Genomic DNA, 24,509 nt, shown 5'->3' on the forward strand with positions numbered 1-24,509 from the left:
CTGGTGTCGGAGACTGAGCAAAGATTATGAGGTTTTACCTGCCACTTCTGAGGCGATGATTCAAGTTGCGATGATTCGTCTTATGTTGAGACGATTGGTATAGTCTTTGACTTTTCAGACATCCTCTAAGCTTCTGTTAAAGTTTGATGATTGAAGTACAGAGAAGGTAAATTTAACAACAACCCTGCTAAATCTTGGTAGTTTATGCTTTCTCGTATCATTTACGGGTGAGGAGATGAGCAAAGAAACTCAGGTAAACGTATTGAGGTGGTTGCTCCCTACTGTTTTCTTAAGCATTCTAACTATTCCTTCCTTTATAAATCTGATTGCTCAAGCAACATCTAGATGCAATTCTCTATCCTCACCAGAAGCGACTGATAGTTCCTGTTGGGGAAGATCAGGTCGAACGTAACGGCGTTCTCTCAAATAGCACTGGTTTTCCATCAATGACATTTCCAGGTGGATTTTCTCATCCTACCGAATCTGCACCAATTGGAGTTCCTATTGGGATTGAACTATTAGGTCCAGAATGGTCAGAAGCAAAGTTGCTTAACTATGCATACGCATTTGAACAAGCAACGCAGTATCGCCGCCCTCCTCAACTCAAAGCTGATTAAGTAAAGCGAGCCTGCAAATCAAAAATGAAAAACAAGGCGATCGCACAATAATACAGATCGCCCGTAACTCAGACTTTTATATAGTTTTTAAATTTTGTAGTCTACTATTAATCTATACTGAGTTAAAAAGTGTTGACATAATTACTTTATCTTTTTACTCCTTTTGGTATTAAATAAACTCGGTTTCCGGTTGTGTTTGCTAATGAATTATATTGGTTGACCTTAGAATTATAAGTAGTTAAAGCAGATTCATACTTAGTTGATTCAGCACGATAAGTATTTAAAACTTGATTATATATAGGAACACTTTGGTTGTATGCATCTACTGGTATTGTCAAATTAACTTGATGCAAGCAGTAGGGTAACAGAGATGGCAGTGAGTGAGATAATTTTCTCTTCTCATGACTGCAAATCTCCCCTCATACCACCGCCATCGCTTTCCTGCCGAGATTATTAGCTACTGTGTCTGGCTGTACAACTGTTTCTCGCTCAGCTACCGCGACATTGAAAAGATGATGCTGTATCGCGGTATCTGTGTCACCTATGAAGCTATCCGCTATTGGTGTCGTAAGTTCAGTATGACCTTTGCTAATCAAATTCGTCGCCGTCGCCCCAGCTTAGGGAGTAAGTGGCATCTAGACGAGATGCGCGTGAAGATCAAAGGAGAAGTGTTGTGGTTGTGGCGAGCAGTAGATGAAGACGGTAACTTGCTAGACATCTTGATGCAGAAAAGTCGGAACAAGGCAGCAGCCAAGAAGTTTCTGAAAAAGCTTCTGAAAAAGCAAGGGTTTGCCCCAAGGGTGATAGTAACGGATAAGCTCAAAAGCTATGCTGCTGCGAAAAAAGAGATTTTGCCATCCCTAGAGCATCGGCAGCACAAGGGTCTGAACAATCGGGCGGAAAACTCGCATCAATTGACACGACTGAGAGAGAAGAAGATGCGGCGCTTCAAGTCTATCAGTCAAGCACAGCAGTTTTTGGCAGCTTCAGAATTGATTTATCAGCATACGCAACCGAAGAGACATCGCTTGCCTGCCTTCATAACTAAACACGTAATGGTAGAGCGAATGCGCTCTTGGCAAAAGATGACTGGGATTGGTGTGTCTATTTAGAGCCAAAAGAGCTTTTTTTCCAGCTGATTGTAGCTGCTTGTTTTTCAAGCGATTTAATTTGACGATACCTGTCAAACAAACCCTGTTCCTTCAACGGCTCTGGCTCTCTTGGGTGTCTCAGATGTCATTACAATACCAAGATTCCCAGTGCTTGAACAGCTTCTTGCCAAAATGAGAATTGCTGGGGTTTTGAGTCAGAACGTGTGCGCGTGTAGTACCTCCGCGTCACAGAGATAGGCGATGCCCGAATAATCGTCGAAAAACTTCGCTGCGACCTCATCCGAAATCTTCAGGGCAATATCCCGCTTGGCGGTGAGCACCTCGATCTTTATATTCGAGTAGGTGTCGGAAACGGTGGGTTGTCCCGACGAGCGCGTGTTGCGACTGCCTTTACCGCCAGCCTCCATCACCGTATAACCGGTAGCCCCGGCTTCGTCGATGATCTTGACGATCTGTTTCAGCAGCAACTTTTCCGTGACGATGACGAGCTTGCTAGCTTTCTGGGTCATGCGGGTTACCTCTTGATGCATTCTGTTGCGACAATTCAAGACAAGAATCTATGGTTTTACTTTGAACCATATCTTTAATTTTATGCCAAAAATCGGCGAATCCACTACCCTCTGTTGAGAAAGATTGACTCAGATTAGCGGAAGCATTTTATAAAAAACACTTATCCTTTTAGCGCTATGACCACCATTCAACATCAGATTGCCGGGGTCACTAGGGACGAGGGTTCTACAGTTTTGCGATGGACTGGGGAATTGACAAAATACCCTGAACCTTGGCGCGCTGCAATTAACCCGTCAGCTACAAGAACGTTGTAGGCTTCGAGAACTGTTAATTTATTAACTCCTGTATTTTCGGCTAAAGCACGAATTGAGGGAAGTTTGTCGCCGGTTTGTAAAGCTCCAGTTTCAATTAAATGACGAATGCGATCGCGGATTTGTAAATAAACTGCTTTGGATGAATGCCGTTCTAAAGGGATTCTTACGGTTCCGTTCTTCTTGAAGAATGACAAACCGATGATGTTTTGTCATCATAAATGATTCTTCAATAAATGTCTTGGTACACTTCTACTTTATTCATCTAGAACAGTTGATTTTGAATAAAACTGTACTATTTAAAATATTTCAATTTGTACCTTCCTTTTAAGAAAAAAGTATAAGAAAACTAAAGATAAGAGCTGAACTAATTATATAAATCAATGAAGACTTCTAGTTTTACACATATCCATCTACAAAGAAAGCAGGATATTAAAAGTCTATTTAGAATTCTTTTGTTACGTTTGCTTCAAGCTTTAACGAGTCGCGATCGCCTACAAGTTTGGCAAAAAAAAGATCGTTATGGTCGCTCTTATTGGCAAGCGTACGATCCAGTCTCAGACAGTAAAATTAGCCTTGCCTCAGAAGCAGAAATGCGAGTCTGGATTGAACAACGCTATTACAAATAATTATGGAACCTACAGTTTATTTTCTGACTTATGGATGTTGGTTAACTTATTGTTGGTTATTAACTAACGCTAAAAATCAACCGCTTCCTCCTCCATCACGTTTTAAGCGTAAGCGTTCTCAAAAAATAAAGATCCGTCTTCGTTGCCAGCAATTTTGGTTTTGAACGAGCAATCTAAAGTTTAAAGATACTAATACACGAAAAATAGCACATACTTGCAATATTATAAAAAATGCAAACGCCTATTGATTCAGATATTGAAGTTGAGCAGTAAATTAAACCCAATAAACATCTTAATAGCGCTTCTGGTTAAGCTATCAATATTCAGTCGAACCCACTAATTATTTATGATGTCTTCTGTATGAATTCGCTGCTAAATAAAGAAAGTCTACGAAGATGAACTCATTGCTAAGTCTCTTATTTTAGAGTGCAATCGTCAACTATTCTCTAATTCATTCTTAATGCTTTTCGCAATAGCATTTGATCTTCTAAATTAGCTTAGAAACAATTCATTTTTGATCCCGCAAACCCAACTTTGGTTTTTACCCGTTAGCTGTGCCAATTCTCTTTGCTTCTAAGATGTATTCAGTAGAGAGTGATACCTGTGTTTTTGATTTTGTTTTGCGATGAGTACGTGGCTTCTTTTTTCGACTTCGCAAGTTGTTGTTCCCACTCTGGCGGCAACTCAAAATATACAATACGGACATTTATTAATCGATTCCACTTACCGCGTGGAGCCACATCAGTTAAGCGAGTGCCATTACTACAATCATCGATCCAAAATTCCAACGCTGCTTCTACATCTTTTGGAATATTAACTAGCGTAGCTCACAAAGGTTGAATTTCTGCTAGATATGTTACTGGATCGAATACAGGTTTGAGTCCATAGCGGTTGAGAACTTCAAGTCACTTTCAAAAATTCTGAGTAGACATTGGCGATCTGGTTGTCAAGAAACTTGACTCAGTTTGCGATCGCCGTAAGCAATCCGCATAAGTGTGAGAACAGTAGTCGTTGGAATGCAGTTGTGGTATGCCATTACTGCTTTAATGAGTGTTATTTTCCTTGGAGATCAATATGAATATCTAACGCTGGAATACAGGTGAACAACTAACGTATTTGCTAATTATTTTTACTTGATAACAGGCTTTCACGGGTTAATCTTAGGTGTGTTGTGGCGATCGCGACGGTTCGGGTCATTATTCTGCAACTAAACACACAGGCATTGCAATAGCAGAAATCTACTGGCACTTTGTAGATATTATCTGGATTGTTCTGTTTACACTGCTATACGTCCTGACTCAATCGTAAAGGAGTGTTTTGTGAACAGTCTTCAGGAAAATCGAGAAGCGATCGCGTTTGGGAATAACCACCTGTTTTGGTATTGCGATGTAAAAGCTGAAGCGAACTGCATCGCACCTTTTGGTTATAGTTATGCTGGATTGCTACGCAGGACAAGTAATACTGTTTTGTTTTGAAGTTGTTACAGACAAGGAAGCAGAGGTACACAGGAGAGTAGAGAATTATGATTTATGGCTCATTTTTACTTATCAAGAAATTAGACTTGGGCAATTACTACTATTGATAGTTGTCAATAACTTAGTCTTTCATTAGTTGCTTATTTAATATCTACCTTCCAAATACACTTTTTATAAAAATTTACCTTATCTTTTTCAAAAAAATGGAAAGGACTTATAGATAAATCTTATCGTTATTATAAGTATAAACTTATTTGTAAGCGTCAAACAAAGTAAAGTGCTATACAATTGCTCGCTTCAAAAGCAGCAAATATTAAAAAAATCTTAAAAACTAACGTTGTTTATTGAAAATGAGCTTCCCTGGAAGAGAGGTTAACAAAGAAACAAAGCCTTAACTTGAAGTAGTTAATGATACAAGCAAGTTGAAAAATATGCATTTTATAAGCTTTAGTCATCATAATTACTTTTTTAAAATTTACTGTATGTCAAAATAATAGATACACAGTAAACTATGAATCAAGAGCTAAAAGCTTAATTAACAAATGAAAATCTTAAGAACGAAGCATAAAGTAGATGCCGCATAAATAAATTAGCAGTATTTTTCTACAAGTACTAGAATTCTGCAATCAGGTCAATAGCTCATTCATAAATCTGTCAAACTTTAAAACTAAACGTTCTCCTAATGAATTTTCTATTGATATACAAAGTTATTACCGTATTGGATAAACTCTAACTTAATTCAGAATTCTAGATGACATTAACAAATAAAAAAAACACTAGAAAATAAAAAGAGTAGCAATCTGTAATAAGTTATTACTTATCAAGTTTAGAAGAGAGTTTTTAAAAAATAGTTCTAATTTTAGAAATATTCCCTATAGTAAGCATTGTGATTAACATATTTAAAATTGCTTCTCAGTTTAAGCAATGTGATTTGTTACTTCAAAAGTGGAAAACCAGCAAATTTTTGTTGATTCAATAGTATTTCAGTAGATGAGAAAGAAACATATTTTGTTCTCTGCTTCCCAATTATTATATCGACATTAAAATAAATAAGTTTCCTAAGCTTAGTGTCTTGATCAAGCATGAAGCAAAAAGGAATTGATGTAGATTTCTAAAACTGACAAGGAAGGTATATGAGTATGGTTCAAGCGATCGCTTCTGCACCCCAAGCAGGTTCTTTGTCTGGCGAGGAACTAGGCAAGATGAATGCGTACTGGCGTGCAGCAAATTATCTTTCAGTAGGACAAATCTATTTACTCGATAATCCACTGCTAAGAGAACCGCTAAAAATAGAACACGTCAAGCCGAGACTACTAGGACATTGGGGAACAACACCAGGATTAAATTTTATCTATGTCCACCTCAATCGCGTCATTAAAAAGTACGACCTCAACACCATCTACATTGCAGGTCCTGGTCATGGTGGTCCTGGATTAGTTGCGAATACTTATTTAGAGGGGACATACAGCGAATACTACCCGAATATTTCGCAAGATGCGGAGGGGATGCAGAAACTCTTCAAACAGTTTTCCTTTCCTGGCGGTATTCCTAGCCACGTGGCGCCAGAAACTCCAGGTTCAATTCATGAAGGCGGTGAGTTAGGGTATGCGGTTTCGCACGCTTACGGCGCAGCGTTTGATAACCCTGATTTGCTTGTGGCTTGCGTTGTTGGCGATGGCGAAGCTGAAACAGGACCTTTAGCCGCAAGTTGGCACAGTAATAAGTTTCTCAATCCCGTCTACGATGGTGCAGTGTTGCCGATTTTGCATCTCAATGGTTACAAAATTGCAAATCCGACAGTATTAGCGCGGCTTTCGCACGAAGAGTTACAAAGCTTATTTATCGGTTACGGCTACAAACCGTATTTTGTGGAAGGGTCAGACCCAGAAACGATGCACCAGTTAATGGCAGCAACTTTAGATATAGCGATCGCAGAGATTAAAGAAATTCAAAATGAGGCGCGCAGCAATGGATTCACAAAACGTCCTCAGTGGCCGATGATTATTCTGCGATCGCCCAAAGGTTGGACAGGACCCAAGGAAGTTGACGGTAAGAAAACTGAAGATTACTGGCGATCGCATCAAGTTCCTTTGGCAAATATGGCTAGTAACCCAGAACACGTCAAACTGCTAGAAGAGTGGATGAAGAGTTACAAACCCGAAGAACTCTTCGACGAGAATGGTAAGTTCATCCCTGAATTAGCAGAACTTGCGCCGCAAGGACAACGACGCATGGGCGATAATCCCCACGCTAATGGTGGAATTGTGCTCAAAGATTTGAAAATGCCTGATTTTCGCGACTATGCGGTTGAAGTAGATCAACCAGCAACAGTTGAAGCAGAAGCTACCCGTGTGATGGGAACCTTTCTCCGTGACGCGATCAAGCGCAACCTAGAAAGCCGCAACTTCCGTCTTTTTGGTCCTGATGAAACCGCATCAAACAGACTCAATAATGTGTTCGAGGTGACAGATAGAACTTGGGTAGCCGAAATCTTGCCAGAAGATGACCAACTCTCACCAGATGGTCGCGTGATGGAAATTTTGAGCGAACACACTTGTCAAGGATGGTTAGAAGGATATCTCCTCACAGGTCGTCACGGCTTATTCTCCTGCTACGAGGCGTTTATTCACATTATCGATTCGATGTTCAACCAACACGCCAAATGGTTGAAGACAACCCGTCATATTCCCTGGCGTAGACCGATCGCCTCGCTCAATTACTTGCTAACTTCGCATGTTTGGCGACAAGATCACAATGGCTTTTCGCACCAAGATCCTGGTTTTCTCGACCATGTCATGAACAAAAAAGCAGAAGCAATCCGCGTTTATCTACCCCCTGATGCTAATACTTTACTCTCAGTCACCGACCACTGCTTGAGAAGTCGCCACTATGTCAACGTCATTGTTGCAGGTAAACAACCAGCATTGCAGTACCTCGATATGGATGCAGCGATCGCGCATTGCACCAAAGGAATCGGCATCTGGGAATGGGCAAGTAACGATCGCGGTAGCGAACCTGATGTCGTGATGGCTTGTGCAGGCGATGTTCCCACACTAGAAACTTTAGCGGCAGTTGATCTTTTACGGGAAAACTTCCCCGATCTCAAAGTGCGCGTCGTCAACATCGTCGATTTAATGACATTGCAGCCTCAGACAGAACATCCTCATGGTTTAAGCGATAAAGACTTCGACAGTATCTTCACCACCGATAAACCGATTATCTTTGCCTTTCATGGCTACCCCTGGTTAATTCACCGCTTAACTTATCGCCGCACGAATCACAAAAACTTGCACGTCCGCGGTTACAAAGAAGAAGGAACTACTACCACACCGTTTGACATGGTTGTTCTTAACGATCTTGATCGCTTCCACCTCGCAATCGATGTGATTGACCGCGTGTCCAAACTAGGATACACCGCTGCTTATGTTAAACAAATGCTCTCCGACAAATTGATTGATCACAAGCATTACATCAACAAGTACGGTGAAGATATGCCAGAAATTCGCGACTGGAAATGGCGGTACTACGGTTCTGATGGAGATCAAGCACCACCGCAACGCAGTGGTAGTAGTGATACTAATCCTTCACAAGAGGGTGCCGAAGGAACAGCAACACGCGCTTAAGCCCCCCTAAACCAATTACTGAAAGTCCCCCACTTGTGGGGGATATATGGAGTTTCTTTTTGCAACGCTTCAAGTAAACAAACAATTAATGCTATAGCTATGAGTGAATCGTTCGAGCATGACTACCGCAGATTGGCAAGCGAAGATATTCAACTCAAAAATGAAAGCACCGATTTGAGTATAGAAGCACTTAAACTGGCTTTTGTAAAAAATCTGTATCACGTCCAAGGTAAAGATGAATACTTTGCTACACTCCACGATTACTACATGGCTGTTGCGCATGGTATCCGCGATCGCCTGACTCAACGCCGCATTCAAACTGCAAAAACTTATGTTCAACAAGATGCTAAAAGTGTCTATTACCTCTCGGCAGAATTCTTGATGGGTCGCCATTTGGGTAATAGCTTAATTAACTTAGGTCTTTACAAACAAGTCCGCCAGATTTTACATGAATCTGGGCTTGAGTTGGATGATTTATTAGAACGCGAACGCGAACCAGGTTTAGGAAATGGTGGCTTAGGGCGGTTAGCGGCTTGTTTTCTCGATTCCTTAGCAACGTTAGAAATTCCCGCAGTTGGTTATGGCATTCGCTACGAGTTTGGCATTTTTGAGCAAGCAATTCAAAATGGTTGGCAACGGGAAATTCCTGATAAATGGCTGAGTTTCGGTAATCCTTGGGAAATTCCACGCCCTGATTATCGAGTTGCCGTCAAACTCGGCGGTCATACCGAACACTATACCGATGAACACGGTCACTATCGCGTGCGGTGGATTGAAAAGCAAACTGTCTTAGGAATTCCCTACGATACGCCTGTTCCTGGCTACGACACTAATACGGTTAATACCTTACGTCTGTGGAAAGCCGAGGCGAGTGAAGAGTTCAACTTTCAAGCGTTTGATGCAGGAGATTATTTCGGCGCAGTCGCTAATAAGATGTTCTCGGAAAATATCTCTAAGGTTCTCTACCCTAACGACAATACAATCCAAGGACGCGAACTGCGCCTAGAACAGCAGTATTTCTTTGTGTCTTGTTCGCTGCAAGATATCATCCGCTTGCACCTACGCACGCACGATAGTTTAGATAACTTACACGAAAAATCCGCACTGCAACTTAACGACACTCACCCAGCGATCGCAATTGCTGAATTGATGCGCTTGTTGATTGACGAACATCAGATGACTTGGGAGCAAGCATGGCATATCACGCAAAATGCTTTTGCCTACACCAATCATACTTTGTTGCCAGAAGCTCTAGAGCGTTGGTCTGTGAGTCTGTTTAGTCGCATCTTACCGCGACATCTCGAAATCATCTATGAAATTAACTACCGCTTTCTCAATTACGTCTATACTCGTTATCCTGGTGAATTTGATCGCATCGCACGGTTATCGCTAATCGAAGAAGGGCACGAAAAGCAAGTCCGCATGGCGCATCTAGCATGTGTGGGGAGTCACGCGATTAACGGTGTTGCTGCGTTGCATACCGAATTACTGAAAAACGAACTATTACGGGATTTCTACGAACTATTTCCTGAAAAGTTTAGTAACAAAACGAATGGTGTCACGCCGCGTCGTTGGCTGTTGCTAGGGAATCCTCGGCTAGCGAATTTGATTACCGAAAAGATTGGCAAAAACTGGATTAGAAATCTCGAAGATCTCCAGCAACTCGAGGCGTTTGTCAATGATGCCAATTTTCGCGATCGCTGGTGGGAAATTAAACTTGCCAACAAGCAAGATTTAACTAACTATATTCAACAGCATCACGGCATCGAAGTCAATATCAACTCGCTGTTTGATATTCAAGTTAAACGGATGCACGAATACAAGCGGCAGTTATTAAACGTATTGCACATCATCACGCTATACAACCACATCAAACGCCATCCACAAATCGAGATTCTTCCGCGTACTTTCATCTTTGGCGGCAAAGCAGCGCCTGGTTATTACATGGCAAAGCTAATTATTAAATTGATTAATTCCGTCGCCGATGTCGTCAACCACGATCCCGATGTTCGAGGTCGTTTGAAAGTTATCTTTTTAACGAATTACAGCGTATCGCTTGGTCAACGAGTTTACGCCGCTGCTGATCTTTCCGAACAAATCTCGACAGCAGGGAAAGAAGCTTCTGGTACGGGTAATATGAAGTTTGCAATGAATGGCGCACTGACGATTGGTACTCTTGACGGTGCGAATGTCGAAATTCGTCAAGAAGTCGGCGCAGACAATTTCTTTCTCTTTGGTTTAACTGCTGAAGAGGTTTCTACACTCAAAACATCAGGATATCACCCGCAACACTACTACAAAACGAATCGCGAACTTCAGGAAGTCCTGCAATACATCGCACACGGCTACTTTTCGCCTGAAGATATTAATTTATTTAGACCAATTGTCAACTCGCTGCTACATCACGACGAATATCTGCTGATGGCAGATTACCAATCTTACATCGACTGTCAAGAACAAGTCAGTCAAGCTTACCGCGATCGCGACAGTTGGATACGAATGTCTATTCTCAATACTGCACGCACAGGAAAATTTTCATCAGATCGCACAATCAAGGAATACTGTGAAGAAATTTGGCGAGTTAAGCCCGTCAAAATTGATATAGATGCTTGTGAAGATGCAGATTTGCAAGTGCAACAACCTGCGTTTCAGTTGAGCGATCGTAGGTTATAGATAAACAGCGATGCGCAGGCGCAGGAAAAATATCAATTTATGTTAGCTGGTTGTTAGCATAAAAATAAGAATTAATCTCAATTTAATTTTAACATACTTTACTTTGGTGGCGCTGATAGTCATGACTAAAAGCTCTTTTTGAGTTCATTTTTTAATCAATCCTTTACAGTTTTCTAATCAATTGATTTTTTTGCTCAAGCAATATATTTAAAAGGTGAATTAAGAGATTTATTTATTCAAATTCCGATTTATTATTAGTTTACATATAAATTAATGTCAAATTAAGTATTGTGCGATCGCAGTAGCTATCACTTATCTAAGATAACTATAATCTATATCCAGCTTGGCTTTATTTTTTAGCATCTACATTAAAATTTTGCTACTGACTTTATTAGAAAAATTGATAAAGGAGTTATAAAATTAAGCGGAAAACAAACAAATAACTTGTTTTACAAAAATATGTAAACTTATATTTACAAATTATCAAGATATCCATTTTTTACAAAAAACAATAATAATATAGAGGTGATTAAACGAGTAGAGAGTTAACCGAAGACAAGACTGATTTACTAATAGTAAATTAAGGATGGTTAAGTCTATGACGCAATGGCAAGGTTTTATACCAGGTGAATGGATGGAAGAAATTAATGTGCGTAATTTCATCCAAAAAAACTACAAACCCTATGAAGGTGACGAATCTTTTTTAGCAGCTTCCACAAATCGAACTCAAGCGCTATGGGATAATGTGAAAGCGCTGATGCGTGAAGAGAGGAAACAGGGAATTTTAGATACAGATACCAAAGTCGTATCCAGCATCACTTCGCACAGCCCTGGATACATTGATCGCGATTTAGAACAAATTGTTGGTTTGCAAACCGATAAACCTTTGAAACGGGCAATTATGCCTTTTGGCGGCATCAGAACAGTCAAAGCATCACTCGAAGCTTATGGTTATAAGCTCGATCCGCAAACCGAAGAAATCTTCAAGAAGTATCGCAAAAGCCATAATGATGGTGTCTTCGACGCATATACCAAAGCTATGCGCTTAGCACGACACTCTGGTATTATTACAGGTTTACCCGATTCTTATGGTCGCGGTCGGATTATTGGTGACTATCGGCGAGTTCCACTTTACGGAGTTGATTTCTTAATTACTGACAAAAAGCAACAACTCGAATCTTTAGACGTTGATTGCATAGATGCGTGTATCATCAGACGGCGTGAGGAAATTTCTGAGCAAATTCGCGCCTTGTTTGAACTCAAAGAAATGGCAGCTAGCTACGGATTTGATATCAGTCAACCAGCAGCTAATGCACAAGAAGCAGTACAGTGGCTATATTTTGCGTATCTCGGTGCAGTCAAAGAACAAAACGGCGCGGCGATGTCTTTGGGGCGAGTTTCGACGTTTTTAGACATCTATTGTGAACGTGACTTGCAAAATGGTACGGCGACCGAAACGCAACTGCAAGAACTGATTGACCATTTCGTGATGAAATTGCGGATGGTGCGTTTCTTACGAACTCCTGATTACAACGAACTATTTTCCGGCGATCCAACTTGGGTGACAGAAGCGATCGCAGGTATGGGTGAAGATGGCAGAACTTTAGTCACAAAAACAAGTTTCCGCTTTCTACACACACTATACAACTTAGAAGCAGCACCTGAACCAAATTTAACCGTTTTGTGGTCAGAAAAACTCCCCGCGAACTTCAAGCGCTTCTGTGCCAAAGTTTCTGTAGATACTAGCTCAATTCAGTACGAAAACGACGATTTGATGCGTCCGTACTACGGCGACGATTATGCGATCGCTTGCTGTGTCAGCGCGATGCGTGTCGGCAAACAGATGCAGTTTTTTGGGGCGCGGGCGAATCTTGCCAAAGCGTTACTATACGCCATTAATGGCGGTAAAGACGAAAAATCTGGCGAACAAATTGCCCCCCAATTCGAGCCAATAACCGCTGATTACTTAGATTATGACGAAGTGATGGCGAAGTTTAACCAGATGATGGACTGGTTAGCAAAGCTATACATCAACACTTTAAACGTCATTCACTATATGCACGATAAATATTGCTACGAACGCCTAGAGATGGCGCTACACGATCGCGATGTTTATCGGACAATGGCGTGTGGAGTCGCAGGGTTATCCGTCGTCGCCGATGCACTGTCTGCAATTAAATATGCCGAAGTCAAAGTATTGCGCAATGAAAGTGGTTTAGCCGTTGATTACGAAATTGCAGGCGATTATCCTAAGTTTGGCAACAACGACGATTGCGTCGATCAAATTGCCACAGATTTAGTCACAACGTTCATGAATAAACTGCGGGCGTGTAAAACTTACCGCGATGCTGTACCGACGCAATCAATTTTGACGATTACCTCGAATGTTGTGTATGGCAAGAAAACGGGAAGTACCCCCGATGGACGCAAAGCGGGAGAACCATTTGCACCAGGTGCGAACCCAATGCATGGCAGAGATACCAAAGGTGCGATCGCTAGCCTCGCTTCGGTTGCCAAACTTCCCTACGAACACGCGCAAGATGGAATTTCCTATACCTTCTCAATTGTGCCGCAGGCGTTAGGAAAAACTTCTGAAGCTCAAGTTAACAACTTAGTCGGAATGTTGGATGGTTACTTTCACGATAGCGGTCATCATGTTAACATCAACGTCCTGCAACGAGAAACCTTGTTAAAAGCAATGGATCATCCAGAGACATATCCGCAATTAACAATTAGGGTATCTGGTTATGCGGTTAATTTTATTAAGTTAACTCGCGAACAGCAGTTAGATGTTATCAAGCGAACATTCCATGATTGCCTTTGAGTTTTCGCCCTCGCCCGCCAAATCTACGCCACTTGCACGCCAGTTGCACTCAACGGGGGCGACGAAGTCCGCGATAGCGCCACCCCCGCAACGCAGTGGTTCCTCAACCTCGGAGAACTTTATCTAAGTTGGTTATGAATTCTTGATTGCGAAATCTTATTACTCGTAAGCTAAATTGCTGAAGTTTTGCAGTACAGGCGGGATCATAGTCAACACGTTGGTCGTGAATTTCACCATCAAGTTCAACTAATCGACACTCAGTGCAGTAGAAATCAACAACAAATGAATCAACAGCATGTTAACAACGAAATCTCAAGCCATTGAGTTGTCGGTTTCTTAAGGCTTCCTATAAAATCTTTTCCACAGGTGTAAGGTTCTGTCGCAGTCGTCTTGCCGCAGCAATAACACCAGGAGTAGTGCCTCTAATGGGCTTAGATTTCATCGTTAAAAGTTTGTTATAGCCCCTGATTAGAGTACCCAAAACACTTACTAATACTTCAAAGTCCCTCAGCATTGGAGATTTAGGGGGCGAAATCTCTCCACCTTTAAACACAAGGTACTCTTATGACTACCATCGGCAAAATTCATTCCATCGAAAGCTGCGGTACAACAGATGGACCTGGTATCCGCTTTGTCATTTTCACCCAAGGTTGCCCGCTGCGCTGTCTTTATTGCCACAATCCAGATTGCCGAAATCTGACAGATGGTAAGCAAGTAAGTGTGGATGAACTGATTGCCGAAATTCAAAAATATACTTCCTATATTCGCTTTTCTGGTGGGGGTGTCACTATTAGTGGCGGCGAACCATTAATGCAGCCTCAATTTGTTAAAGAAATTTGTCAACGCTGCCAAGAAATTGATCTGCATACTGCACTAGATACTTCTGGTTTTGTTGATTTGGATACTGTAAAAGATGTCCTAAATTTTGTAGACTTAGTTTTATTAGATATTAAGTCTTTCGATCCCGAAATTTATCGGAAGTTAACGAGTGTTTCTCTAGAACCTACTTTAAAATTAGCTCGCTATCTAAGTGAAATTCATAAACCTACTTGGGTTCGCTTTGTCTTAGTTCCTAACCTAAGTGATGCTCATCATAACGTTACAGAATTGGCTCATTTTGTCTCTAGCTTAAGTAACGTAGAAAAAATAGAAGTTCTCCCCTTCCACAAAATGGGAGAATATAAATGGGAACAATTGGGCTATGATTACCAACTTAAAGATACACCACCACCATCACCAGAGTTAGTACAAAAAACAATCGACATTTTCAAAAGCTACGGTCTTAAAGTCAACTGAAGAATGAGGAAGAGTATAATGATTACAAATATTCAAGAATTGGAAAAACTCATTCAAAGAGTAAAAGTAGCACAGTTAGAATACGCACATTTTACTCAAGAACAAGTTGACACTATATTTAAAAAAGCTGCGCTTGCTGCCAATGCAGAGCGAATTTCTTTAGCTAAAATGGCAGTAGCTGAAACAGGGATGGGGATTGTTGAAGATAAGGTAATCAAAAATCATTTTGCTTCAGAATATATCTACAACAAATATAAGCACGAACGGACTTGTGGCATTATCGAAGAAGATCAAACTTTTGGTATTCAAAAGATTGCTGAACCTGTAGGGATTCTAGCGGGAATTGTACCAACAACAAATCCTACATCAACAGTCATTTTTAAAGCTTTGCTAGCGCTAAAAACACGCAATGCAATTATCTTTTCTCCGCATCCCCGCGCTAAGAAATGTACGATTGAAGCCGCCCAAATTATTTTAGACGCCGCTACTGCTGCTGGTGCACCTGCGGATATTATCGGTTGGATTGATGAACCAACTGTACCGCTTTCTCAAGCTTTAATGCAGCATCCAGATATTAAGCTGATTCTGGCGACAGGTGGTCCAGGAATGGTGAAAGCTGCCTATTCATCAGGACATCCTTCATTAGGTGTGGGTGCGGGTAATACTCCGGCGGTGATTGATGAAACTGCGGACATTAAAACAGCAGTTAGTTCGATTTTGATTAGTAAAACTTTCGATAACGGAATGATTTGTGCTTCTGAACAATCTGTGATTGTTGTTGATGAAGTTTATGAAAGTATTAAACAAGAATTTCGCGATCGCGGAGCATATTTTCTCACATCAGAAGATAAAGAAAAACTAGGTAGTAAAGTCATTATCGATGGTCGTCTTAATCCTGAAATTGTCGGGCAATCAGTCGAAAGAATAGCTCAAATTTCTGATTTAGAAATAGCTGAAGCTAAAGTGTTAATTGGTGAAGTAAAAGAGATTAGTAAAAAAGAACCATTCGCGTACGAAAAATTATCGCCAATTTTAGCAATGTACCGTGCTGAAAGTTTTCAAAAAGCAGTAGATAAAGCTGTTCAATTAATTGACTTTGGCGGACGCGGACATACTTCAGTTCTTTACACCAATCCAGCAAATAAAGAGCATATTGACTACTTTGAGTCAATGGTAGAAACTGCTCGTGTTCTGATTAACACACCTTCTTCACAAGGTGCGATCGGTGACTTGTACAATTTCAAACTTGATCCTTCACTGACTTTAGGATGTGGTTCTTGGGGAGATAATTCAGTATCAGGAAACGTCGGAGTACACCATCTATTAAACATTAAAACCGTATCAGAGAGACGCGAAAATATGCTGTGGTTTCGCGTTCCACCAAAGATTTATTTCAAGTATGGTTGCTTGCCCATCGCATTACGTGAACTACAAAGTAAGAAACGTGCTTTTATTATTACTGACAAACCATTATTTGACTTAGGAATAACGAAGAAAATTACTGACGTTCTTGATGAAATTGGGGTAGATTATTCGATGTTCTACGAAGTTGAAACTGACCCCACACTATCAAATGTCAACAAAGGTTTATCACTACTGCGAAACTATCAACCAGATGTGATTATTGCTGCTGGCGGTGGTTCGCCAATGGATGCGGCTAAGGTGATGTGGTTGATGTACGAACAACCAGAAATTGAATTTGAAGGTTTGGCGATGCGGTTTATGGATATCCGCAAGCGCGTTTATGAACTGCCAGAGTTAGGTAAAAAAGCGATTATGGTTGCGATTCCTACAACTTCAGGTACGGGATCAGAGGTCACGCCATTTGCAGTTGTCACCGATGACTCAGTAGGAATTAAATATCCATTAGCAGACTATGCACTCACACCAAATATGGCAATTGTCGATCCAGAATTAGTGTTAACAATGCCGAAAAAACTCACAGCTTATGGAGGAATTGACGCTTTAACTCATGCACTTGAAGCTTATGTTTCGGTTCTAGCAACAGAATTCACCGAAGGATTAGCATTAGAAGCGATCGCACTCTTATTTAAATACCTACCACGTTCTTACAAAAATGGCGCAAACGATCCCGAAGCGCGTGAAAAAGTCCACTACGCCGCAACAATCGCCGGACTTGCTTTTGCCAATGCCTTCTTAGGAATTTGTCACTCAATGGCACATAAACTTGGTTCAACGTTCCACGTACCGCATGGTTTGGCAAACGCACTCATGATTTCGCACGTCATTCGTTACAACGCCACTGACGTACCCTTTAAGCAAGCTATATTTCCCCAATATAAATATCCTAATGCGAAAGAACGGTACGCGCAAATTGCCGATCATTTGCGACTTGATGGCAATACACTCGATGAAAAAGTAGAAAAATTAGTCGAAGCAATAGAAGACTTAAAACGCTCCTTAGACATTCCCGCTACGATTAAAGAAGCACTACCAGAAGATGAGCAAGAATTCTACTCACATCTCGAAGAATTAGCAGATCGCGCCTTCGACGATCAATGTACAGGTGCAAATCCCCGCTATCCCCTCATCCGCGATTTAAAAGAACTCTACATTTTAGCCTATCGAGGATGTCGAGTCGATGCTGCTTTATATCACCCAGAAACAGAATTAAGCGTCAGCCATTACAAATGAAACCAATACAAGAAAAGAACCTTCTCTAAAACTCTCTTCCTTCGTGTCCTTTGCGTCCTAGCCTAGTGCCTTCGGCTAACGGCAACCCCTTCGGGGAATGTGGTTCGTCTCTCATAGTTAAGCGTGTGGCGGAAACCCCAAGATCTTCCTAACCCCAAAAAACTGTTATGCAAAAATCCATCCTATCCACCATCGAAGCTGGTGCGGATCTTAGGCAGTGTACTCGCCATCCTCTTAATACCATTTTTGCACCAAAAACTGTTGCCCTCATCGGTGCGACGGAAAAACCTGATAGCGTCGGACGAACAGTTTTATGGAACTTAATTAGCAATCCCTTCGGAGGAACAGTATTCCCAGTTAATCCCAAACGACCCAGCATTCTTGGAATTAAAGCTTATCCCAATATCGCCACCGTCCCTGAACCTGTCGATCTTGCTGTTGTTGTCACTCCTGCTGCAACTGTCCCTGGGGTGATGTGCGAATGTGCGGCAGCGAAGGTTAAAGGTGCAATTATCATCTCCGCTGGTTTTAAAGAAATAGGTGCAAAAGGAATTGAACTCGAACAACAAATTTTAGCAGCGCAAGCATCATCAGGTATGCGTATTATTGGTCCTAATTGCTTGGGTGTTATGAGTCCCATAACCGGATTAAATGCCACCTTTGCCCCACACACAGCGCTTCCTGGTAGTGTGGGATTCATTAGCCAAAGTGGTGCTTTATGTACCTCAATTCTTGATTGGAGTCGTCGCGAAAATGTTGGATTTAGTGCCTTTATTTCTATTGGTTCGATGCTGGATGTGAATTGGGGTGACTTAATCGATTACTTTGGTGACGATCCGCATACCAAAAGTATTGTGATTTATATGGAATCGATTGGCGATGCGCGTTCTTTCCTCTCAGCAGCGCGCGAAGTCGCACTAACTAAGCCTATTATCGTCATCAAAGCAGGTCGAACAACCGCAGCAGCCCAAGCAGCAGCCTCGCACACGGGCGCGTTAAGTAGTAGTGACGAAGTTCTTGATGCCGCTTTCCGGCGTTGTGGTGTCTTGCGCGTTAACAGTATCGACGACTTATTCAATATGGCAGAAGTGCTTGCCAAACAGCCGCGTCCCAAAGGAAAAAGACTGACAATTCTCACGAATGCTGGCGGTCCTGGCGTGATTGCCACCGATGCTTTAATTGCCCAAGGTGGCGAACTTGCAGAATTAGCACCAGAGACAATTGCAACACTCGATCGAATACTTCCACCTCAATGGAGTCATCATAATCCAATTGATATCTTAGGCGATGCTGACCCCGATCGCTATGCCAAAGCCTTAGAAATTGCGGCACAAGACCCTAATAGTGAAGGATTATTGGTCATCTTAACACCCCAATCAATGACCGATCCGACGCAAACCGCCGAGCGATTAAAGTCCCACATCGAAAAGAATCAGCAACCGATCGCATCTAAAATTGGAATGCCGATCCTTGCTAGCTGGATGGGCGGTGCAGATGTGGCGACTGGCGAAAGAATTCTCAACTGCGCCCATATTTCGACTTTTGCTTTTCCTGATACTGCTGCGCGTGTATTTAATTATATGTGGCAGTACAGCTACAACTTGCGGGGGTTATATGAAACTCCAACCTTACTTATAGGCGATTCAGGAATTGTACACCGTGCTGGTGCTGAGGAAATTATTTGGAAAGTGCGTCAGCAAAATCGGACGATTCTAACAGAATGGGAATCGAAGCAACTGCTTGCTGCTTATGGTATCCCGAGTGTAGAAACTTATGTTGCGACCAACGTTGAAGAAGCTGTGAGTCTTGCTGAGGCGATCGCTTATCCTGTGGTTCTCAAGTTGTTTAGTGAAACAATTACGCACAAAACTGATGTCGGTGGCGTGCAGTTAAACTTACAAGATGCCGACGCGGTACGGACTGCTTATCAAGCGATCGAGTCAGCCGTGCGTGAAAAAGTCGGTGCTAACCATTTTATGGGTGCTACTGTTCAACCAATGATCTCACTCGATGGTTACGAATTGATTATTGGTAGCAGCATCGATCCGCAGTTTGGTCCAGTTTTACTATTCGGTACTGGTGGGCAACTCGTAGAAATCTTTCAAGATCGGGCGCTAGCATTACCACCGCTCAATAGCACCCTAGCACGGCGGATGATGGAACAAACGCAAATTTATCAGGCACTTCAAGGAGTACGCGGGCGTCCAGCAGTCGATTTAGCTAGCTTAGAGCAACTTTTAGTCAGATTCAGTCAACTCGTTATTGAACAACGGTGGATCAAAGAAATTGATATTAATCCGTTGTTAGCGAAGCCAGGACAAGATAATGGTTTAATCGCCCTCGATGCGCGGGTTGTCCTCCACGAACCAACAATCATAGAAGACGAACTACCGAAACTGGCAATTCGTCCTTATCCAATGCAATATATTTCATCTTGGCAGCTAAAAGATGGCACAAACGTCACAATCCGCCCGATTCGTCCAGAAGATGAACCGTTGATGATTCAGTTTCATCACTCACTTTCCGAAGAAAGCGTTTACTTACGCTATGCTCATGTGACAAAGTTGAGTTATCGTACTTCCCACGAACGACTAACGCGGATTTGCTTTATCGATTACGATCGCGAAATTGCTTTAGTAGCCGAGTACGAAGATCCCCAAACTAAAAAGTGTCAAATTATCGGAGTGGGACGATTAAGTAAATTACACCAGTCGAATGAAGCCGAGTTTGCTTTGGTCGTGAGCGATCGCTACCAAAATCAAGGATTAGGAACTCAATTACTGCAACAATTATTACAAATAGGTCAAGATGAAAAACTCAACCGCATGACTGCTGACATTCTCCCCGACAATCTGGCAATGCAGCATTTGTGTAAAAAACTCGGTTTGCAGATCTTTCGTGACTCACAAGCAGCAATGATGAAAGCAGACATTGAACTTCTTGGATGAATTATCGCCCTTATCCTAAATACCTATTCCAGGCTTAAGTGATTAATTATCTATCAGAGGTCAGGGTCATAAAAGCTAGTAGTGAAAGTTCTGATTCGCCTCATTGCTCGGTTAACTGAGAATCAAGTCGGTCGAGTAATGCTACTGCTGATATACTTCCTTTTGCTACCATAGCTCGAAATCGGGTTTCGGCATCAAATTCAGCTAAAGCGATCGTTGAGAGTTCTTCAATCAGCTTATTAATGCTAATATTTCTTCTTCTTGCCAATTCTTTCAATCTCTCGTGTTTGTCATCAGGTAAGCGAATTGTTAATGTAGCCATATGCTATCTCCTAATTAAGATTAATCACCTCTTCAGGTTTGAGAATCAACAATTCGGGAAAAGAAAGTTGTGCTTGCTTAAAGTCTTTAGTATTATGAGTAACAATGATACTGGTATTACCAGCGATGGCTAGCTCAATCAAGTGATTATCTGCTTCATCGATTAAATTAGGTCGCCACAAGTAGTAAATACGCATCCACTCGCAAACACTCATGAATGAAGCTAAAAGTGTTTCTATCTCCTCAATTGATAAAGAACACAAGCGTAAAATCTCATCTCTACCCGTAACTTGTTCGTACTCAGAAAATAAAGCATTACCCATTAGTGGTTGATACTTCAATAACAAGCACTGCCTTAAAAGCTCTCTACTTGCTCCTTGGGAACTAATCAACGGGTATTGTCAAATTAATCGGAGTTGGCAGGAATTGCAGTCGATGAGATAAATTTCTACCATGACTGCAAAATCTAAGTTGTACCACCGCCACCGCTTCCCACCAGAAATCATCAGCTACTGCATCTGGTTATATAATGCGTTTTCCTTCAGCTTTCGAGATATCGAGCGTGTTGATGCTGTATCGCGGCATCTGCGTTACTGACGGTGCAAAAATATCTTTTGCGTTCGCTCTACTTAAGTCTTATCCTCCTTCTCTCACAAAGCTATAGTTTTGCTCTCATCAATCTTAATTCAGAATTACGCTTATCTTTTATGCAACTTATCAATTGTTTTTAATAGTTTTTTACAAGTTTTGCCTAATAGCGTTACTCGTAACAGTAATTAAAGAAAATAGTACTTAAATAGCTTTACACTATACCTAAATTAAATTACTTTTAGTCTCAATAATCGCTACCCTCAGCGTTATTTGAGGAAATTTGGCTCAATAGCATGAATAACTAAAGTTAACTGACAAATCTAAAGAATAAAAATATTTGTACAAAAGTAACAATCACTTTATAAAGCAACTGCACACTCTGCAATACAACCATTTAGAAGTTAACTTAACGGTTTAGCTCTTATAATAGAAACTAAAGAGACACATTTAAAAAATCAACCCTCTAACTCTCTCTTGTTTGAAAAAACTTGAGCAATAGAGAAAGGAAGTCTGGATATGACTGGATTTGTTCAGCAAACAATAGAATTGTCTAGAATTGACGCTAGTTATGATGAGCTATTAATAGTAGGAACAAACGATGGTTTGTTATTGTTCTCGAAATCCGAGCAGAGGACTGAACTAGAGGATCGCAACATCACTGCTATTGCCCCAAGTCGCAATGGAGTGTGGGTAGTGGTTGATCGTAAATCAGTATGGCATCGCGACGATCGGGGCGAGTGGCAATTAGTAACCTCAACTATCCAAGATTTGCAACTGAATTGCATCGAGCCACTCAACGGAAAAGTTCTTGCGGGTACATCAGATGCTCATCTCCTATGGGTTGCACATGGGAGTATTGAATTCATCAATAGCTTTGACTTAGTTTCAGGAAGAGTCAAGTGGTATACGCCTTGGGGGGGTCCGCCATCAGTTCGCTCTCTTGCAGTAGGGCACTCAGGCGAACTTTACGCAAACGTACACGTCGGCGGTATCTTGCGTTCCAAGGATCGCGGACGCTCGTGGCAGCCAACTATCGATCTGCACTCGGATGTTCATCAAGTGCTCACTGTTCCAGATCGTCCTAGTTTTGTGCTAGCAGCTACGGCAAAGGGACTAGCTACTAGCATATATGGAGGAGATTCGTGGAGCTTTGACCAAGCCAACCTGCACGCCACCTACTCTCGTGCTGTAGCAGTTTGCGGCAAGACGATTTTGATGAGTACATCGGTCGGTCCATCTGGTGCTAAGGCAGCAATTTATCGGCGATCGCTTGACCAACCAGGGACGTTTGAGAAGTGCGAACAAGGTTTGCCACAATGGTTCTCAAACAACATAGATACGGCTAGCCTTACTGCATTAAAGGATAAGGCTGCTTTTGGCACGAGCGATGGTCAACTCTTTGTGTCAGAGGATGCTGGTTTAACATGGAAGCAACTGGCGTCAGGGCTTCCTTCAATTCATTGTTTGACCTTTTTACATTAACCATTGCTTATCCATAAGGTTTCAGATAGTTACCACAATTTTTTATAAAACTTTTTAAAATGGGTACTAGTCCCAACGAAAATGGGAGGATTTTATGACAAACCAAAAAGAAGAAGTTCCCTCTGATAGCACACAAAAACTGGCACAAGAGGTAGAAGTTGACGATACTACTCCTTCGGACAGTGAAAATCCAGAAGATCCTATTTCAGAAGAGTCGGAGGTTCCCAAATCTAGTGATGCTCCTGCTGATTGATCAACTTCAGCGACCCAAAAGCCTGCACTAAATTCTCAATGGATTTAACGCAGAATACAAACGAGCCGTTGCTCTGCAAAAACAATGGTGGATAAGTAAAGTTTCCCGTTTGGATATGAAGCATCAAGTACGAAGGAAGCATAGAAATAGTTCCTTATTAAAGGTACTAAGACTAAGATATTCTGGAAGCGATCGCACTGAGTAAGTAAAATGACTAAACCTAGCGTCCGCCGGAACTATTCAAGCCACGCTCAGGTGAATAAGGAGTTTAATGCGAGTGCATCTAGTCCTGTGTGGCTCTCATTAGCCATGAGAATCAAATTGAGTATTATTTTTAGCGGCTGCATCGAAGCACACAAGCAGGAATTTTATTTCTCCTCAACAGTTTGAAAAAACGAATACTCCTCTTGTGTCATTTTCCGAAGACAATGAATAAAGGAATTGAAAGATAAAACTCTATAAAGTAGACAGGTCAATGGATGTAGAGTTACAAATTCTAAAGCATTTGGCTTTCTTATGCCCATCCCACAATTGCCATCATAGATGAATATTGTGCCGAGCATAAAGACTGATTTAAAGATATATTCGAGAAATAGTTTATGGGAAAAGAAGAGCCGTAACTTACTGGGAAATAACTACTGACCCAGAAACAATGCCAGAAAATTTTACTTCATTCATTCTGACGAATCTTTAAGGGGATTTGAAGAAAACTTTAGGCGACCTATACGGATTAAGGACATGGGTAGAATATGGTTTTCGGCAGTGCAAGCAAGAATTAGGCTGGACAGATTATTGTTTTACTAATTTCGAGCAGATTGAGAAGTGGTGGGAGATTATTTTTTGTGATTATACAATGATTAGTTTAAATTCTCCAGCTTTTTTAGCTTTAGATGAATCCGAGCAAATTGAAACTGAGGTACAAAAAAATTATTGGGGAGATTTTTCTAATCATCAACAATGGAATCATGAAAGCGGATGGAAGAATGTTCTAAATAATTTTCGATTAATTGTCCAACCACTCTTACTATTTTGGTTGATTTATCCTGGGGTAGATATTTTTCCCAATTCTAATTTATTGCTTGGATTTAATCACTTAATTAGTGCAATGAATCAATTCAAATTCTTTTATTCTTCTGGATGAAAAAGTTTATCTAGTACTTGTTGATTTCGGAAAGTGACAGAAGAGGGA

The 24,509-nt window shown here is 41.3% G+C and carries 19 protein-coding genes and 2 pseudogenes; 15 read left to right on the forward strand and 6 right to left on the reverse strand.

Translation table 11 applies throughout. The annotated features are described in order from the left end of the window. Nucleotides 1-326 precede the first annotated feature (326 nt). Both IQ230_RS00010 and IQ230_RS00015 read left to right on the forward strand, forming a co-directional pair. Nucleotides 327-617 carry a hypothetical protein gene (locus IQ230_RS00010; protein WP_193929632.1) on the forward strand — a complete coding sequence of 97 codons (291 nt, stop codon included), beginning with the start codon at nt 327-329 and terminating at the stop codon, nt 615-617. 401 nt (nt 618-1,018) lie between these two features. Continuing rightward, nucleotides 1,019-1,729 carry an IS6 family transposase gene (locus IQ230_RS00015; protein ID WP_193929634.1) on the forward strand — a complete coding sequence of 237 codons (711 nt, stop codon included), beginning with the start codon at nt 1,019-1,021 and terminating at the stop codon, nt 1,727-1,729. Between the two features lie 194 nt (nt 1,730-1,923). Here the strand turns inward: IQ230_RS00015 and IQ230_RS00020 are convergent, their stop codons facing one another. Together IQ230_RS00020 and IQ230_RS00025 are read right to left on the reverse strand one after the other, a co-directional pair. Further along, nucleotides 1,924-2,238: a P-II family nitrogen regulator gene (locus IQ230_RS00020; RefSeq protein ID WP_193929636.1), complete on the reverse strand. Its 315-nt coding sequence runs from the start codon at nt 2,236-2,238 to the stop codon at nt 1,924-1,926. 194 nt (nt 2,239-2,432) lie between these two features. Further along, a complete protein-coding gene (locus IQ230_RS00025; protein WP_228054444.1) occupies nt 2,433-2,747 on the reverse strand; it encodes a GntR family transcriptional regulator in 315 nt (104 codons plus the stop codon). Nucleotides 2,748-2,933: 186 nt separating this feature from the next. Here IQ230_RS00025 and IQ230_RS00030 point away from each other — a divergent pair, with 186 nt between their 5' ends. Beyond that, nucleotides 2,934-3,179: a hypothetical protein gene (locus IQ230_RS00030; protein WP_193929639.1), complete on the forward strand. Its 246-nt coding sequence runs from the start codon at nt 2,934-2,936 to the stop codon at nt 3,177-3,179. 584 nt (nt 3,180-3,763) lie between these two features. On the opposite strand, the gene IQ230_RS00035 is transcribed toward IQ230_RS00030, so the two are convergent. Continuing rightward, nucleotides 3,764-3,967 (reverse strand): hypothetical protein, encoded by a 204-nt coding sequence (locus IQ230_RS00035; protein ID WP_193929641.1) that lies wholly within the window; start codon nt 3,965-3,967, stop codon nt 3,764-3,766. Nucleotides 3,968-4,343: 376 nt separating this feature from the next. Here IQ230_RS00035 and IQ230_RS27835 point away from each other — a divergent pair, with 376 nt between their 5' ends. The 5 genes from IQ230_RS27835 (at nt 4,344) to pflB (ending at nt 13,774) form a co-directional block, all read left to right on the forward strand. Further along, nucleotides 4,344-4,487, forward strand: coding sequence for a cytochrome c oxidase subunit 3 (locus IQ230_RS27835; RefSeq protein ID WP_407646589.1), 144 nt, complete (start codon nt 4,344-4,346; stop codon nt 4,485-4,487). Nucleotides 4,488-4,498: 11 nt separating this feature from the next. Next, nucleotides 4,499-4,654 (forward strand): hypothetical protein, encoded by a 156-nt coding sequence (locus IQ230_RS00045; RefSeq protein ID WP_193929643.1) that lies wholly within the window; start codon nt 4,499-4,501, stop codon nt 4,652-4,654. Between the two features lie 1,139 nt (nt 4,655-5,793). Beyond that, nucleotides 5,794-8,277 carry a phosphoketolase family protein gene (locus IQ230_RS00050; protein WP_193929923.1) on the forward strand — a complete coding sequence of 828 codons (2,484 nt, stop codon included), beginning with the start codon at nt 5,794-5,796 and terminating at the stop codon, nt 8,275-8,277. Between the two features lie 99 nt (nt 8,278-8,376). Further along, nucleotides 8,377-10,950, forward strand: a complete 2,574-nt coding sequence (locus IQ230_RS00055; protein WP_193929645.1) for a glycogen/starch/alpha-glucan phosphorylase — start codon at nt 8,377-8,379, stop codon at nt 10,948-10,950. 598 nt (nt 10,951-11,548) lie between these two features. Then, nucleotides 11,549-13,774 carry a formate C-acetyltransferase gene (gene pflB, locus IQ230_RS00060; RefSeq protein ID WP_228054445.1) on the forward strand — a complete coding sequence of 742 codons (2,226 nt, stop codon included), beginning with the start codon at nt 11,549-11,551 and terminating at the stop codon, nt 13,772-13,774. Between the two features lie 103 nt (nt 13,775-13,877). Here the strand turns inward: pflB and IQ230_RS26275 are convergent. After that, nucleotides 13,878-14,057, reverse strand: a pseudogene (locus IQ230_RS26275) (endonuclease domain-containing protein); the annotation flags it as partial. Between the two features lie 281 nt (nt 14,058-14,338). Between IQ230_RS26275 and pflA the strand changes: the two are divergent. The 3 genes from pflA (at nt 14,339) to IQ230_RS00080 (ending at nt 20,673) form a co-directional block, all read left to right on the forward strand. After that, entirely contained in the window at nt 14,339-15,070 is a 732-nt protein-coding gene (gene pflA / locus IQ230_RS00070) for a pyruvate formate-lyase-activating protein (protein ID WP_193929649.1), read from the forward strand. Nucleotides 15,071-15,085: 15 nt separating this feature from the next. Further along, a complete protein-coding gene (adhE, locus tag IQ230_RS00075) occupies nt 15,086-17,725 on the forward strand; it encodes a bifunctional acetaldehyde-CoA/alcohol dehydrogenase (protein ID WP_193929924.1) in 2,640 nt (879 codons plus the stop codon). 167 nt (nt 17,726-17,892) lie between these two features. Continuing rightward, nucleotides 17,893-20,673 carry a bifunctional acetate--CoA ligase family protein/GNAT family N-acetyltransferase gene (locus IQ230_RS00080; protein ID WP_193929651.1) on the forward strand — a complete coding sequence of 927 codons (2,781 nt, stop codon included), beginning with the start codon at nt 17,893-17,895 and terminating at the stop codon, nt 20,671-20,673. Between the two features lie 100 nt (nt 20,674-20,773). Here IQ230_RS00080 and IQ230_RS00085 read toward each other — a convergent pair whose 3' ends face one another. Together IQ230_RS00085 and IQ230_RS00090 are read right to left on the reverse strand one after the other, a co-directional pair. Continuing rightward, nucleotides 20,774-20,995, reverse strand: a complete 222-nt coding sequence (locus IQ230_RS00085) for a ribbon-helix-helix domain-containing protein (RefSeq protein WP_193929654.1) — start codon at nt 20,993-20,995, stop codon at nt 20,774-20,776. Between the two features lie 10 nt (nt 20,996-21,005). Continuing rightward, a complete protein-coding gene (locus IQ230_RS00090) occupies nt 21,006-21,386 on the reverse strand; it encodes a PIN domain-containing protein (protein ID WP_193929656.1) in 381 nt (126 codons plus the stop codon). Nucleotides 21,387-21,447: 61 nt separating this feature from the next. On the opposite strand from IQ230_RS00090, the gene IQ230_RS00095 reads away from it, so the two are divergent. From IQ230_RS00095 to IQ230_RS00110, 4 genes and pseudogenes are all read left to right on the forward strand, one after another. Further along, nucleotides 21,448-21,591, forward strand: a complete 144-nt coding sequence (locus tag IQ230_RS00095; protein WP_228054447.1) for a hypothetical protein — start codon at nt 21,448-21,450, stop codon at nt 21,589-21,591. A 510-nt stretch (nt 21,592-22,101) separates the two neighbouring features. Further along, entirely contained in the window at nt 22,102-23,067 is a 966-nt protein-coding gene (locus IQ230_RS00100; protein WP_193929658.1) for a WD40/YVTN/BNR-like repeat-containing protein, read from the forward strand. Nucleotides 23,068-23,161: 94 nt separating this feature from the next. After that, nucleotides 23,162-23,320, forward strand: coding sequence for a hypothetical protein (locus IQ230_RS00105; protein ID WP_193929660.1), 159 nt, complete (start codon nt 23,162-23,164; stop codon nt 23,318-23,320). 577 nt (nt 23,321-23,897) lie between these two features. Further along, nucleotides 23,898-24,461, forward strand: a pseudogene (locus IQ230_RS00110) (IS701 family transposase); the annotation flags it as partial. Between the last annotated feature and the right edge of the window lie 48 nt (nt 24,462-24,509).

The organism is Gloeocapsopsis crepidinum LEGE 06123 (genome assembly GCF_015207655.1).
Classification (GTDB): Bacteria; Cyanobacteriota; Cyanobacteriia; order Cyanobacteriales; family Chroococcidiopsidaceae; genus Gloeocapsopsis; species Gloeocapsopsis crepidinum.